This is a genomic window from Bradyrhizobium sp. STM 3557 (assembly GCF_045571465.1).
In the GTDB taxonomy this organism is placed as follows: Bacteria; Pseudomonadota; Alphaproteobacteria; order Rhizobiales; family Xanthobacteraceae; genus Bradyrhizobium.
The window spans coordinates 4,347,677-4,362,930 of sequence record NZ_CP120697.1; the positions used below are offsets into that span (position 1 = coordinate 4,347,677).

A 15,254-nucleotide genomic window follows, 5' to 3' on the forward strand; every position below is an offset into this window, starting at 1 on the left:
ACTCCTTGTCCCGCTATCTGTCCGGCAGAGCCTCGCTGGCTCGTCCGGATGCAACAGGAGCAAAGTAATCCGCCGATCCGCGTGCTCCCCATTCTACGCGCGGTTGCGCTGCTAAATTCTCGGGTTGGCTGCGTCATACTCAAGTATGTCGCGGCACCTCTCTCGCGCCGGCCCGCCAGCCATGGCATCACCGGCTTGCCCGCCTGCGGTAAGGTGACGCGCCGGCGGGACAGCCGGGCAATCAGGGCATCGCTGAGTGGCATGTTTTCCCCGAAAAATGCTTTTCAGCGCTCGAACGACCCCGGTCGCTGCAGGTGTCTTCCCAAAGCGCACGAAAAACAATTCGCATGGATGTTGTCGGGGCGCTCAAATCGCGGCATCTACGGATCGGAATGGGACGAACAGCAGCCAGTGACGATGACGAGTGATCGAGCCACAGGTTCATCCATGAGCCGCGCCGGCTTGCGGTTCTGGTCCGCCGTGCTTGCCTTCGCGGTGTTTCTTGTCGACGTCCTCACGCCGCTTGAGGGCGCCATCGCGGTCCTTTATGTCGTTGCGATTCTGCTCGCGGCGAGGACAAGCCGGCGCAACGACATCATCATCGCTGCTGCCGGATGTGTCACTCTGACCGTGCTTGGCTACTCCCTATCGCACGACTTGAGATCTGTCGCTTCGCCCGCCCTGCGCGCGCTGGTGAGCCTTGCAGCCATTACCATCACGACACTGCTCGCGCTGCAGAACCAGGCCGCGACAAACCGGCTCGCGGCACAGGCCCGCCTGCTCAACCTGTCGCATGACATGATCTTCGTGAGGGATCGCCGCGGCGTGATCACCTTCTGGAACCAGGCCGCGGAGCAGACCTACGGGTGGACCGCGGAAGACGCGGTCGGACGGTTCGCCGATGAACTGCTGCAGACTGTGTATCCCGAAAAGCGAGACCTGATCGAGTCGGTTCTGCTCGACGCCGGCCGATGGGAGGGCAGGATCGAGCAGCGGACGAAAGCCGGGATGGCGCTCAGCGTGGATGCCCGATGGGCCCTGCAGCGCGACCACCTCGGCAAACCGGTCGGCGTGCTCGAGACTCATACCGACGTTACAGACCGCATGGCGGCGCACGCTGCGCTGGTTGAGAGCGAGCGGCGGTATCGCCGCATGTTCGATGCAAGCCGGATCGGCATCGTCGAAGAGGACTGGACCGAAGTCCGAGCCGCGCTGAACTCGTTGACCGCCGATGTCGCGGATGTTCGCGACCATCTCGTGCGAAATCCCGATTTCGTCCGCCGCGCGCGGCAGCTTGCCAAGATCACCGACGTCAATCCGGCCCTGCAAAGAATCGTGGGAGCGAGCAGCCCTTGCACCTTCATCGAGAGCGCCGACAGACTTCTGGGCGAGGCCGACCGGAGCTTTGTCGGTGCATTGGCGGCCTTTGCGAAAGGAGAGCCGTTCTACGAAGGGGAGACGGAACTCATCAGCCTCGATGGGCACAAGGTCCCCGTGCTATTTACGATCACCTTTCCCGCCGGGCCCGATGGGGACCGCAACGTCCTCGCCTTCGTCGTCGATATCACCGAGCGCAGGCAGTCGCAGGACGCGCTGCTCGCGGCACAGGCAGAGCTCGCTCACGCTGCGCGCGTCGCCACCCTTGGCGAGCTCACCGCTTCGATCGCCCATGAGGTGAATCAGCCCCTGGCGGCGATCGTCACCAGTGGCGAAGCCGGCCTGCGGTGGCTGCGGCGCGACGTCCCTGATCTGAAAGAAGTGGCAAATGCAATCGGCCACGTCGTAGCCGAAGGCCGCCGCGCAAGCGAGATCGTCGCCCGCATCCGTGCCTTCCTGACAAAGAAGCCTCCACAGCGCGACACGCTGCAAGTGAGTGAGATCATCGAGGAAGCGGCACGCCTGGTCGCCCGCGAGCTCGCGATGGACAACATCGTTTTGACCATCGAGACTGAACACGATTTGCCGGCCATTCAAGGCGACCGCATCCAGCTTCAGCAGGTGCTCATCAATCTGCTGGTCAATGCCAGCCAGGCGATGTCGGGCCAGAGTGGCCCTCGCATCATTACACTTCGCGCCGGCGCCACTGCCGACGGAGACCTCTCCGTCACGGTGCGTGACACCGGACCCGGTATCGCGCCCGATGACCTGCCGCGCCTGTTTGCTCCGTTCTTCACGACGAAGCCAGGCGGGATGGGCATGGGGCTTGCGATCTGCCGGACGACCGTGGAAGCTCACGGCGGCAACTTGTCGGCAGAGAGCGCGCCCGGTTCCGGTACGACATTCCGCCTCACGCTGCCACATCCCGAGAACACATCTCGCCATGACACGATCAATCGACGACGGGCATCCGTCGGCTAAATCCGCAAGTTCCGTCGTCATCATCGTCGATGATGACGCGGGACTCCGTGCGTCGCTCGACAGCCTGTTTCGATCCGTCGGTCTCGAAACGCGCCTGTTCGGCTCGCCTGGCGAATTGCTCGGCGGCTCGCTGCCCGACATTCCCGGCTGCATCGTATTGGACGTCCGGCTTCCTGGCGTGAGCGGGCTCGATCTCCAGGGGCAACTGGCCCGACATGGCATCAGGTATCCGATCATCTTCATGACGGGCCATGGAGACATTCCAATGTCGGTGCGCGCCATGAAAGCCGGTGCCGTCGATTTTCTTTCCAAGCCGTTTCGCGACCAGGACATGCTGGATGCGGTCACGGCGGCGCTCGCGCGCGACGCGCAAAGCCGGGCTGAAGCCGCGGCGCAAGACGACATTCGCGCGCAATACGAAACATTGACCGCGCGCGAGCGCGAGGTGATGGGCCATGTCACAGCCGGGCTGATGAACAAGCAGGTGGCCGGCCTGATCGGGCTCAGCGAGATCACGGTCAAGATCCACCGCGGCAACGTCATGCGCAAAATGGGTGTCCGCTCGTTCGCCGATCTCGTTCGCAAGGCCGAAGCGCTTGGAATCTCCCAGTCCCGCAAGACCACCGGCCAAACCTGAGTATAGTTTCGAGCGGGACCTTCGGGGTGCATAAGATGCTACCGGCCGCGTATCGGGAGACATCCTCCCTTCCCTGCGAAAAGCACGGCGGTCAGGATATCCGCCGATGGTCAATCCCCCCGTAATTGCAATCGTGGATGATGACGAGGGCGTTCGTAAATCCCTTGCGAGCCTGGTGCGCTCGCTCGGCTACGAAGCGCACACTTACGAGTCCGGCGTCGACTTCCTGCAGCAGCAACCGGAAGACGAACCGGCTTGCATGATCGCCGATATTCAGATGCCGGTGATCACCGGTGATGAATTGCAGGCGCAGCTCGTTGCTGCAGGCCGTCGTTTCCCAGTCATCTTTATGACGGCGTTTCCGAGCGAGTCTATGCGCCAGCGGGTGATGGCCGCAGGCGCGCATTGCTATCTCGGCAAGCCCTCCACGGGCGACGAAATCATCCGCTGCCTCGAAGACGCACTTGCCGCTCACGGGCAACGATAGCCCCTCCCGGACGTTGACCCGCTCGAGGAGCGCGTTCTCTCCGTATCGACGTGCGGAGCGCCTCGTGTCCGCCGCCGATCACGAAGGCATCGCAAGCGTCGGTGTGGCCTGACCAGGGAACAGCGCAGCGATCGCGACGTCTGCCCGCCGCATATCCGAGCAACGGCACGAAGAAAACCGCAGCAGCGCCATTACGATCGCATAGGATATCACGCGCTTGGTTTTTCGCGAGCATCGACCAAGAGCGTCATGCTTGAACGCCGTCGGCTCCGCCGCCGTTGGTGGGGTTCGGTGTTCGCGGGATGCTCTTCTCCCCACCAGCCCTTTCTTCTGCGGGCGATGCAGAGCAGCCTGCAGCCGAACTCAACGTGCGGCGGCCGTTTGCGAGACCTCGCGCGCCGCCTTTGCGATGACAGCCGCCACTTCCTTCGGATGCGACTCGTAAACGGAGTGACTGGCGCCCGGGATGACGATCGTATGGCTCTTGGCGCGCTCGTAATACCAGCGCTCGAGGTCCGGATTGATGATCTGATCACCGCCGGCAACGATGCCCCAGCTCGGCTTCGCCTTCCAGGCAGCGGCAGTCAGCGGCGTGCTGAACACCTGCGTGGCGGCCAGGACCTGGGAGCGGGCGACGAACTCGGCGCGTTCACGCGGCAGATCGGGCGCGAACAGTTTGGGGAATTGCACGGGATCGAGATAGGTGAACTTATCGGGCGTTATCTTGATGACGCCTTCGGTCTTTCTCAACACGCTCGGCGTCTTGTTGGCGAGCTCCGCCTCGTTCTCCCCGACGTCGGGCGCGTGAGCGGCGACATAGACGAGACCAACGACGCTTGGATGCACGCCGGCTTCGGTGATGATCGATCCGCCATAGCTGTGGCCAACGAGGAGCGTCGGGCCATCCTGGAGATCGAGCACCCGCTTTGCCGCCGTGACGTCGTCGGCAAAGGACGTTTCCGGCTCCTGCACCATGGTGACGTGGAAGCCTTCCTTGGTCAGGACGTCATAGACCGGCTTCCAGCCGGACGCGTCCACCCAGGCGCCGTGCACCAGGACGATATTCTTCAGAGGTTCCGCGCTTGCCGGCATGATAGCTGAGAAGAGCGAAAATGCGGTCGTAGCGGCGAGACAAGCATTGAGGTGCTTCATGTCAGATCACTCCGGTTGCGATGGTCCGACACTAACGAGGCACATCGCCGACGTATTTCCTCAATTCAGGATAGTTTCCAGTTTGCACGTCGACGGCTTGAATTCCCGCGCTGGCTCGACCCCGACCATTCCTTCACGAAAGACGAGCCGCAGGTGCCATATCATTTCATTGCCGGATGCTGACATCGGCTCCATCCTCTTGAGGGATTAAGCTATGACAACGATCATAAGAATCACCACGTGCTACATCAGTTTCGGCGCGCTGCTGCTGGCCGCACCAGCCGCTCACGCTGGCTCGTGCGAACGGTCGATCGCGAGCGTGCAGGCGCAGGTCGACGCAGCGATTGAGAAGAGCGCCGGTTCGGATCAATGGAAGCCGGAAAGCCTCGCCGCGCTGCGCGGCTATCAGCCGACTCCACGCTCCCTGGCACAGTCCGAAGGAAGCAACGGCGCGGACCTTCAGCTCGCACTCGATGCGCTCGATCGTGCCCGCGCCGCGGATCATTCCGGTCAGATAGCCACGTGCCGTCGCGCGCTTTCCGAAGCGAAGCTCATCCTTCAGCGGCGGCAGTGATCCCTCGATTGCGCTGTGCGCTTCCTATCGTGCGGCGAGACAGCGGGACGTGCGTTCTCGGAATACCAGTGCTTCCGCCGCTTCCTATCGTCCGTTCCGGATGAACGCCTCGGAGCACGGACGATGTGCCAACAGCTCTCGCCAATCAGCAAACCTACGCGGCCGCGATCAGGTAAACTCGCATCGCTGCTCCTGAATGCGACGCTGACGTTGGGCATCGGACGGCTGTTGCCGGCCGCGGTGGCAGCGCAGACCACCTCGCCGGGGATGGCGCCTCAGGTCGGGATGGGCGTGACATCGCCGCCCGCCTCGATGGCAATTCGGCCTGCGGGCATTCCACTGGGCTCAACCGAAATTGCAACGCCTGGCCTGGCTGCGGCCGGTCCGCCGCAGGGGAGATGTGCCGCCTCCGGTAATGCCGCACCGGGAGCCCTGTTCGACGGCGGTGGCCTTTCCGGCACATCGCTCTCCTGCGCTGACAGCCGCATCCCGGCATTCGCCTTGCCACCACCATCATCGGTCGGACGGGTCGGAATTCCCTTGGGTGCGACTGAGCTCGTCGGCGCCGGCGTGAGCCCAGTCGCGCCGATGCCCGGCTCACCTTTTTCCGGCAGTGTGGGATCGGCGAGCGGCTCCGGCCATCCCTGAGGTCAAAGGAACAGCGCCGTGAAACGAAAGCTCACCTTCACGCTTGTCGCCCTCGTCGCAGTGTCGGCGGTAGGAGCCGGCCTTTGGTTCTTTGCCAGGCACAGGCAGTCAGCCGTCGCAGTCGCGCCTGTTCCTGCCGCGGTCCCGGTGGTCGCGGCCACCGTCACCGGCAGGGAGGTCCCAATCTACCTGCGCGGCATCGGCACGGTGATCGCCTACAATACGGACGTCGTCCGCGGCCAGATTCAGGGGCAGATCGTTCAGATCGCTTTCACCGAGGGGCAGACCGTCAAGGCCGGCGATCTGCTCGCGCAGATCGATCCGCGTCCCTATCAAGCCCAGATCGAGCAGCTGACGGCCAATCGCGACCGCAACCAGGCCCAGCTCATGAACGCCGAGGCCAATCTTTCCCGCTATCACCAACTCGGAGACAAGGGATACGCGACCCCGCAACTGATCGAGACGCAGACCGCGCAGGTGGCGCAGCTGCGCGCCACGGTGAAGGCAGACCAGGCGCAGATCGACCAAGCCAATGTGCAGCTCAGCTACACGCGGCTGACGTCGGCCATTCCCGGCATCACCGGCGTGCGCCAGATCGATGTTGGCAACGTGATTCATCCGACCGATCCGAACGGACTTGTCGTCGTCACGCAGATCGAACCGATCTCGCTGCTCTTCACCCTTCCGCAGACCGATCTGCCGGCGATCCAGCAGCAGATGGCGAAGGGACAGATGAAGGTCATCGCCTACAGCCAGGACAACAAGGTGAAGCTCGGCGAAGGCCGCCTGCTGCTGGTCAACAATGAGATCGCGCAGACGACGGGCACCATTCAGCTCAAGGCGGAATTTCCGAACCATGATCATCAGCTCTGGCCGGGGCAACTGGTGAATGCGCGCCTGCTGCTGGAGATGCGCAAGGATGCCCTGACGGTCGCCGGCTCGGCGGTGCAGGATGGCCCGAATGGCAGCTATGTCTATGTCGTCGCTCCCGACCAGACCGCCACCTTGCGTCCTGTTCATGTCGCCCAGATCAGTGACGGCCAGGCTCTGATCGATCAGGGACTGAAGCCGGGCGACGTCGTCGTCGTCGATGGCCAGTACCGCCTCAAGGAAGGTAGCACCGTTCGGCAGCTTACCGGCAAGGCCGCGCGCGAGGCCGACTTGCAGAGCTCCGTGCAGGACGCCATCCCATGAATCTCTCCGCCCCGTTCATCCTGCGGCCGATCGCAACCGCCTTGCTGATGGCCGGATTGCTACTGTGCGGCCTTGCGACCTATCCGCTGTTGCCGGTCGGCGCGCTGCCGAATGTCAACTACCCCACGATCCAGATTTCGGCGCAGCTGCCCGGCGCCGATCCGGAGACCATCGCTTCCTCGCTTGCCACCCCTCTGGAGCAGCAGCTGAGCCAGATCCCCGGCGTGACACAGCTCACCTCATCCAGCGCGCTCGGCGTGGCGCAGCTGACCGTCCAGTTCGAGCTCTCGCGGACGGTCGACAGCGCGGCCGTCGACGTGCTGGCTGCAATCAATGCCGCCAGTCCCTTTCTGCCGCCCAACATCCCCTACCCTCCGACCATCCGGAAGGTGAATCCCGCCGAGACGCCGATCATGCTGATCGCGCTGTCGTCCGACTCGCTCCCGCTGACCACGGTCGATGCCTATGCCGAAAATATCCTGCTGCCCAAGATCTCGCAGATCCCAGGCGTCGGCCTCGTTGGCATCGGCGGCCAGCAGAAGCCCGCGATCCGCATCCGCGTCAATCCGCAGGCGCTCGCCGCCCGCGGCATCGGTCTGGAGGACGTGCGCAGCGTGATCGCAGGCGCCAATGTCGATCTACCGAAGGGCACGCTCAACAGCCCGCGCGTCACCTACACGCTGAACACCAACGATCAGTTGCTCAAGCCGTCGGCCTATGAGGACCTGATCATCGCCTACAGGAACGGCGCGCCGGTGCGCATCCGTGACATTGGCAGAGCCATTGAAGCGCCGGAAAACGATCTTCTGGCGGGCTGGTACGGCAAACAGCCTGCCATCATCCTTGCGGTCCAGCGCGTTCCCGGTGCCAATGTCATAGAGACCGTCGATCGCATCAAGAGGCTGCTGCCGCAACTGCAGGCCTCCGTTCCCCCCGCGATTAAGGTGACGATCGCCGCCGACCGCACCGCCACTATTCGTGCCGCCGTCTCCGACGTCCAGTTCACCCTGCTGCTGACGGTCGCGCTGGTGGTGATGGTGATATTCCTGTTCCTGCGGAATTTCTGGGCCACCATCATTCCGGCGGTCACCGTCCCTCTGTCGCTGATCGGGACCTTCGCCATCCTCTACGTGCTCGGCTACAGCCTCGACAATCTCTCGCTGATGGCGCTGTCGATCGCGGTCGGCTTCGTGGTCGACGACGCCGTGGTCGTGATCGAGAACATCGTGCGCCATCTCGAAGACGGCCTGACGCCGATGCAGGCGGCCCTCAAGGGCTCGGGCGAAATCGGCTTCACCATCGTCTCCATCACCCTGTCGTTGATCGCGGTGTTCATTCCGCTGTTCCTGATGGGCGGCTATGTCGGCAAGCTGTTCGAGGAATTCGCCATCACCATCACCGCCTCGCTGCTGCTGTCACTGATCATCTCGCTCACATTGACGCCGATGATGTGCGCGCGCCTCTTGAAGGACGAGTCGCGGAGGAAGCACGGCAGGCTCTATCTCCTGTTCGAGCGCGGTTTCGATGCCCTGCTCGCGATCTACGCGCAAGGCCTGCGGATCGTGCTTCGGCACCGCTTCGCGACGCTGCTCGTGATGCTTTCCACCATCGCGCTGACCGGCTATCTTTATGTGATCATCCCCAAGGGCTTTTTCCCGCAGCAGGACACGGGACAGATCGTCGGCATCACCGAGGCGTCGCAGGACATCTCCTTTCCTGCCATGTCCGAACGCCAGCAGGCGCTCGTCGGTGTCCTGCTCAAGGATCCGGACATCGCGTCGGTGGCAAGCTATATCGGCCCCGGTGGCCCCACCGCGACGCTCAACCAAGGGCGCATCTTCATCGTTCTCAAGCCGAAACCTGGACGCAAAGCCAGCGCCAGCCAGATCATCGACCGGCTGCGACCCGAGCTCGCTCACATCCAGGGCATCACGCTTTACATGCAGGCGGCCCAGGACATCACGATCGGGGCGCGCCTGTCGAAGACGCAGTATCAATACACGCTGACGGACGCGGACTCCGATGAACTGGCCCACTGGTCGGCGATCTTCTTAGACAAGCTGCGCGCGCTCGATATCATTACCGACGTCGCAAGCGATCAGGCCAATGCAGGCCCACGGTTGGACGTTGCCGTCAACCGCGAGGTCGCCTCCAGCTTCGGCATCCTGCCCTCGACCATCGACAACACGCTCGACGATGCCTTCGGCCAGCGCATCGTCTCGACCATGTTCACCTCGCTGAACCAGTACCATGTGGTCATGGAGGTCGACCCACGCTTCCAATACGGCCCCGAGGCACTCAAGGACATCTACCTCAACTCGGCCAGCGGCAAGCAGGTCCCTCTCAGCACGCTGGTCCACAGCGTCATCAAGCCGGCGCCGATTCTCATCAATCACCAGAGCATGTTTCCCTCCGTCACGATCTCCTTCAACCTCAAACCCGGCGCTGCACTTGGCGATGCGGTGGCGGCGATTCAGAAGATCGAGAGAGACACCGGCAAACCCGCCTCGCTGTCGACCTCGTTCCAGGGCAATGCGCAGGCCTTCCAATCCTCTCTGGCTGGCACTCCGCTCCTGATCGGTGCGGCACTCATCGTGATCTACATCATTCTCGGCGTGCTCTATGAGAGCCTCATCCACCCCATCACGATCCTGTCGACACTGCCGTCCGCCGGCATCGGCGCGCTGCTCCTGCTTCTCGCCGTTCACATGGATCTCAGCGTCATCGCCATCATCGGCATCATTCTCCTGATCGGCATCGTGAAAAAGAACGGCATCATGCTGGTCGACTTCGCCCTCGAGGTTCAACGCCAGCACGGCCTTGGCCCAGAGGAAGCGATCTACCAGGCCTGCACACTCCGCTTCCGCCCGATCCTGATGACGACAATGGCCGCACTGCTCGGTGGCGTGCCGCTGATGATCGGCACCGGCACCGGCGCAGAACTGCGCCAGCCGCTCGGCTACACGATCGTCGGCGGCCTGATGCTCTCGCAAATTCTGACGCTCTACACGACGCCGGTGGTCTATCTCTATCTCGACCGGCTCGGCGCCTGGTTCACCGGACGAAAGTCACAGGCGACCCAAGTGCCCCCAACGTCACCGGCCGCGGCACCTACGAAGTTGAGTCATGAATCCGTCTGAAAGATCGCACTTGAAGATCGCACTTGGCATGGCCGCGGAAAAACGCGTGACCGTCACGCCTCGAAAGCAACGTGTGCGCGAGATCGAAGCAGCGACGCGCGCTGTGGCGCATCGTGCGGCGTGCGCGACGTCGTGCGTTTCGGAAAAAATTTCGAAAAAGTCACAGGACTCGTGAAGGCGGCGCCCGCTTCTGGTTTACACTGCCGATCTCCTCTATTGCCCGCGCTCAGACGCCGAAGCGGCCGAGCGCACCAAGCGGATCGGAATGCCCTTGTAGGACGGCGTGAAGCTCATGGGATCGCGGGCATAGAGCGGCACCAGCGGATTGGTCTCGGGGTAATAGGCCGCACAGCAGCCTGCCGGGAAGGAATAGGCAACGACGCGGAGGTTGCGCACGATCCGCTCGACGCCGTCGGTCGATTCCGTGATCAGATCGACGCGATCTCCATCGATGAGGCCGCGCTTCTTCAGCTCATATTCGCTCAGAAACACCACGTCGCGCTGGCCGAAGACGCCCCGATAACGGTCGGACATCGAGTAGAGCGTGGTGTTGTACTGATCATGGCTGCGTATGGTGCTGAGCCACAGAACGTCGGGGTCGCTCTGCAGCGGATCCTCGCCGCAGCCTTCGAACACCAGGAAGTTCGCCTTGCCGGACGGCGTCGCCCATATGCGCTCGCGCGCGGTCGAGGTGAGGTGGAAGCCGCCCGGCAAGCGGATGCGCGCGTTGTAGCCCTGGAAAATCGGAAACACCGCTTCGATCGCATCGCGGATGCGATCATAGTCCGCGACGAAGCCATCCCAATCGACCACCGTGCGGCCGGCAAGCGTGGCCTTCGCCACGCCGGCGATGATCGCCACCTCGCTCAGAAGATGCTCCGAGGCCGGCTTGTTACGACCGCCCGAGGCATGGACCATGGACATCGAATCTTCCACCGTGATCGACTGCGGCCCTGCCGCCTGGATGTCGATTTCGGTGCAACCAAGGCACGGCAGGATCAGCGCCGCGCGGCCGTGGATCAGATGGCTGCGGTTGAGCTTGGTGGAGACGTGAACCGTCAGATCGAGCTTGCGCAGCGCGGCCCGCGTTGCCCGCCAATCCGGAATGGCCGCGGCGAAATTGCCACCCATCGCAAAGAAGACCTTCACCTCGCCGCGGATCATCGCCTCCAACGCCGTGACGACGTTGTGTCCGGGTGCCGTCGGCGGCTTGAAGCCGAACCGTCGCTCCAGGCGGTCGAGAAGCTCGGCGCTGGGCACCTCCGTGATGCCGACCGTGCGGTCGCCCTGCACGTTGGAATGGCCGCGCACCGGACAGATGCCGGCGCCTTCACGTCCCACGTTGCCTCGCAACAGAGCCAGATTGGCGATCTGCTGCACGTTATGCGCACCACGCCGGTGCTGCGTGATGCCCATGCCGAACACGAGAATGGCGCGTTCCGCCTTCATGTAGGCCTGGGCCGCATAGTCGAGGTCTTCGCGCGTCAGGCCGGACTGGCGTTCGATGTCGGGCCATTGCGTGCGCCTGAGGTCGTCGATCAGCGCTTCGATGCCGATGGTGTGCCCGCGAATGAAATCCCAGTCCAGGATCTCCGGCTGCTCGGCGGCGCGAGCGGCCTCGTCCGCTTCGACCAGGATCTTCATGATCCCCTTGAGGACGGCGACGTCGCCGCCGACTCGCACCTGAAACAGCTTCGAGCTGATCTTGGTCGAACTCAGCGTGATCATCTCGACCGGGCTTTGCGGCGCCTGAAAGCGCTCCAGCGCGCGCTCGCGAAATGGATTGAACGAGATGATCGAAGTGCCGCGGCGGGCCGCGTTGCGCAGGCTCGTCATCATCCGCGGGCTGTTGGTCCCCGGGTTCTGCCCGAAGATGAAGATGCAGTCGGTCTTGTCGAAATCCTCGAGCAGCACGGTCCCCTTGCCGACGCCGAGCGAATGCGGCAGGCCGACGCTGGTCGCCTCGTGGCACATGTTCGAACAATCGGGGAAGTTGTTGGTGCCGTATTCGCGCACGAAGAGCTGGTAGAGGAAGGCGGCTTCGTTCGAGGTCCGCCCGGACGTATAGAAGTCCGCCATGTTCGGATCGGGCAGATCCCGAAGGTGACGACCGATCATGTCGAACGCATCGCTCCACTCCACCGGAAGATAGCGATCGGAGGCCGCATCATAGGCCATCGGGTGCGTGAGGCGCCCGGTCATTTCGAGCTCGTAGTCGCTCCACGTCTCAAGCTCCGTGACGGTATGCGCAGCGAAGAACTCGGGCGTGCAGCGCTTGGCGGTGGCTTCCCAGGCGATCGCCTTGCCGCCGTTCTCACAGAACTCGAACGATGACGTGTGCTTCGGATCGGGCCAGGCACAGCCGGGGCAGTCGAAGCCTTGCGGCTGGTTCATGCGGCTCAGCGTTGCCGCGCCTTTGATCGGCACCCTCTGCACAAGCAGGGCTTCGCTAAGCGCCTTGAGCGCGCCCCAGCCTCCGGCAGGCTCGTGATAGGGACGAACCGATTTCCTGGTCATCTGCGAGATCTCTCGATGCGACGATGCTCGCGCCAGTTAAGATCGGTTGCCGCGGGATCGTCTTTTCAAATCGGAGTTCGAATTTCTCGATTGCACAGCGCAGACGGGAGCCGCCCCGCCCCGACAGTGCGCTCCGGAAAAAGCACCACCGTTCGCGGAAGCCTAACGAGGCAAGCCCGAACTAATTGGAATGCTGGAGCGTTCTCACGATGGAAAGGCTCCGGTGATTTACAGGAGCAAGCAACATGTTTTCACGACGTGATTTGCTGGCTATGTCTGCGGGCGCCGCCATGGTCGGCTCCAGCGCAGGAGCCGCAAGCTTCGGCAATCCGGACGAACCGCCGCAAGGCGCCGTGAACGCCAGAAGTCCGGGAAGCCTGACCGATCCGGGCCCGCAAGATCCGGCTCTCGCCAAGCAGTTTCCCTCGGCGCAAACGCCGCCGGCGACCGACGTCGGCGGTCTGCCGATGGACTGGGCCTCCTTCAACACCGCGCCCAGGCGCATCCAGAACGGCGGCTGGGCCCGTCAGGTCACCGTCGACGATTTCGCGATCTCGAAGGAGATCTCCGGCGTCAATATGCGGCTGTCCGCCGGCGGCATCCGCGAACTGCACTGGCATCAGGCGGCCGAATGGGCGATCATGACCTACGGCAATTGCCGCATCACGGTGCTCGATGCACAGGGCCATCCCTATGTCGCCGACGTCAAGACCGGAGATCTCTGGTATTTTCCGGCGGGCGCACCGCATTCCCTGCAGGGGCTTGGCCCGGACGGCTGCGAATTCGTGATCTGCTTCGACGATGGCCACGCTAACGAGTTCAACACGCTCTTGGTGACGGACTGGTTCGCTCACACGCCGCCCGAGGTGCTGGCCAAAAATTTCGGCGTCCCGGTCGAAGCCTTCGCGAATATTCCCCTGCACAATCTCTGGATTTTCCAGGGCACGGTGCCGGGCGATCTCGCCGCGGATCGTGCAGCGATCGCTCGGCAGGCCGAGGCTCCGCCCTACCCGTTCGTCTACGCACTCGGCAGCTCGGCTCCGCTGAAGGAGAATTCCGGCGGCAGCATTCGTGTTGCCGACAGCAGCAACTTCAAGGTCGCGACGACCGTCGCGTCAGCGCTGGTCACGATGCCACCGGGCGCGATCCGGGAGATGCACTGGCATCCGAACGCCGATGAATGGCAATACTACATCAAGGGCAAGGCGCGGATGACCGTGTTCGATACCGGCCCCAATGCGCGCACGACCGATTTTTCCGCCGGCGATATCGGCTACGTCCCACGCAACCTGGGACATTATGTCGAGAACGTCGGAGATACCGAGCTGCAGTTTGTCGGCGTGTTCCGCGCGCCGCGCTACGAGGAGGTCTCTCTCTCCAACTGGCTGACCCACACGCCGACCAAACTCGTCGCGCAGCATCTCAACATTGATGAAAAGCTGATCGCGCAATGGCCGGATAAGAGTCCGGGCACCATGCCAAGGTCTTGAACCAAGAGAAAGGCGTCGGAAGCCGGCGCCTTCCTTGCCTCACATGGCAGTTGACCGCGAAACGCCTCTTGGCGCTGCTCGACAAAAGCTACGTATGTTGCACGGCGCACGCTTCCCCGAACGAATGTTCTCTTGTCGAATGGCAGTTGGTGCTCTGGGCGTCAGCGAGCCATGATCGGTCGCTGGAGCGGATCGCTGCCGACAAGCATTCGGCCGCGGTGAGGATGATGCCGGCAGAAGAGCCAGAGCCCGCGGACGTCGACTGTACAATCGGCAGGATCAGGCGATAGGAGCAAGCTACGAAACCCGTCCCGGGCCGTCTTTCGCGTCAGCGGCCGATATTGCCCGTCCGCACGAAAAGGGCCGTTGTACAGCTTTGTAGCTGCGCCCCTCGCAACGACGACCCATTGAGCTCGTTTGCCGTCGCTTGCAACATCACTCGCCGTTCGCCTGATTTGCGTCTTTGTCCAGACCTTCAGACAAAAATATTTTGCTTTCGTTTTTTCGGAAATCATGTTCTTATCCCGCCATCCCGCCTCGACCAGGAGGGGCGTATCGCGATCGTCACGAACGTGGAGCGCGGGATGCGGTGGGCGTATCTGGCTGCAGCGTGATTCGCGTCATGCGGACGAACAGCTCTGGTGCGCACGGCGAAATCGTGTGGTCCTGGTCTCCCGGTGCTGAGACCAAGCTTGGATGCTCGACGAGCATCATGAGCGACGGGGACAAAAGAGCCGGTCCCCGGGGAGAGTACGTATAAGCCGTCAAAACCATCCGCGCAGGGAAGGCCGGTTGTTGGGCCGTACCTGTGGTGACTGCCGCCTGCTTTTTTCTGCAGGCGGGCCATGGGTGCAGGCCTTGCATCCGGCCTTCCCTGCGCCCTCTGCATGATGAGGGTGAACGGTTTGCAAAGCTCGGACGCGTCATCGCGCCGCGAGGAGGTTGACTCATATTTGACAGAGTACGCAACACAGACAGTGTCATTCCGGCGCGTGCCGCGGAGCGGCGCGAGCCCGGAATCCATGCTCACAATCGTGGTCATGGATTCCGGCCTCAC

11 protein-coding genes are annotated in these 15,254 nt (G+C 62.9%); 9 read left to right on the forward strand and 2 right to left on the reverse strand.

The genetic code is table 11. The features are described 5' to 3' along the window. Positions 1 to 48: 48 nt before the first annotated feature. The 3 genes from P6U24_RS19730 to P6U24_RS19740 all read left to right on the forward strand — a co-directional run bounded on the left by P6U24_RS19730 (position 49) and on the right by P6U24_RS19740 (position 3,482). Positions 49 to 2,358 (forward strand): ATP-binding protein, encoded by a 2,310-nt coding sequence (locus P6U24_RS19730; protein ID WP_407154190.1) that lies wholly within the window; start codon positions 49 to 51, stop codon positions 2,356 to 2,358. Beyond that, complete coding sequence (locus P6U24_RS19735) at positions 2,321 to 2,995, forward strand: response regulator transcription factor (protein WP_407154191.1); 675 nt, start codon at positions 2,321 to 2,323, stop codon at positions 2,993 to 2,995. Before P6U24_RS19730 ends, P6U24_RS19735 begins: the two co-directional genes overlap by 38 nt. Positions 2,996 to 3,101: 106 nt before the next feature. After that, complete coding sequence (locus tag P6U24_RS19740) at positions 3,102 to 3,482, forward strand: response regulator transcription factor (protein WP_407154192.1); 381 nt, start codon at positions 3,102 to 3,104, stop codon at positions 3,480 to 3,482. Positions 3,483 to 3,845: 363 nt separating this feature from the next. Here the strand turns inward: P6U24_RS19740 and P6U24_RS19745 are convergent, their stop codons facing one another. Next, complete coding sequence (locus P6U24_RS19745; protein WP_407154193.1) at positions 3,846 to 4,634, reverse strand: alpha/beta hydrolase; 789 nt, start codon at positions 4,632 to 4,634, stop codon at positions 3,846 to 3,848. A 214-nt stretch (positions 4,635 to 4,848) separates the two neighbouring features. On the opposite strand from P6U24_RS19745, the gene P6U24_RS19750 reads away from it, so the two are divergent. The 5 genes from P6U24_RS19750 to P6U24_RS19770 all read left to right on the forward strand — a co-directional run bounded on the left by P6U24_RS19750 (position 4,849) and on the right by P6U24_RS19770 (position 10,365). Then, the gene (locus tag P6U24_RS19750; protein ID WP_407154194.1) at positions 4,849 to 5,208 is read left to right on the forward strand and encodes a hypothetical protein; all 360 of its coding nucleotides are present in this window, start codon (positions 4,849 to 4,851) and stop codon (positions 5,206 to 5,208) included. Positions 5,209 to 5,331: 123 nt separating this feature from the next. Then, a complete protein-coding gene (locus tag P6U24_RS19755) occupies positions 5,332 to 5,856 on the forward strand; it encodes a hypothetical protein (protein WP_407154195.1) in 525 nt (174 codons plus the stop codon). An 18-nt stretch (positions 5,857 to 5,874) separates the two neighbouring features. Next, a complete protein-coding gene (locus tag P6U24_RS19760; RefSeq protein WP_407154196.1) occupies positions 5,875 to 7,050 on the forward strand; it encodes an efflux RND transporter periplasmic adaptor subunit in 1,176 nt (391 codons plus the stop codon). Then, complete coding sequence (locus P6U24_RS19765) at positions 7,047 to 10,190, forward strand: efflux RND transporter permease subunit (RefSeq protein WP_407154197.1); 3,144 nt, start codon at positions 7,047 to 7,049, stop codon at positions 10,188 to 10,190. The genes P6U24_RS19760 and P6U24_RS19765 overlap by 4 nt, the downstream gene beginning before the upstream one ends. Positions 10,191 to 10,200: 10 nt before the next feature. Next, positions 10,201 to 10,365, forward strand: coding sequence for a hypothetical protein (locus tag P6U24_RS19770; RefSeq protein ID WP_407154198.1), 165 nt, complete (start codon positions 10,201 to 10,203; stop codon positions 10,363 to 10,365). 38 nt (positions 10,366 to 10,403) lie between these two features. On the opposite strand, the gene P6U24_RS19775 is transcribed toward P6U24_RS19770, so the two are convergent. Continuing rightward, positions 10,404 to 12,707, reverse strand: a complete 2,304-nt coding sequence (locus P6U24_RS19775; RefSeq protein ID WP_407154199.1) for an FdhF/YdeP family oxidoreductase — start codon at positions 12,705 to 12,707, stop codon at positions 10,404 to 10,406. 245 nt (positions 12,708 to 12,952) lie between these two features. Between P6U24_RS19775 and P6U24_RS19780 the strand changes: the two genes are divergently transcribed. Beyond that, entirely contained in the window at positions 12,953 to 14,197 is a 1,245-nt protein-coding gene (locus P6U24_RS19780; protein WP_407154200.1) for an oxalate decarboxylase family bicupin, read from the forward strand. The last annotated feature ends 1,057 nt before the right edge of the window (positions 14,198 to 15,254 follow it).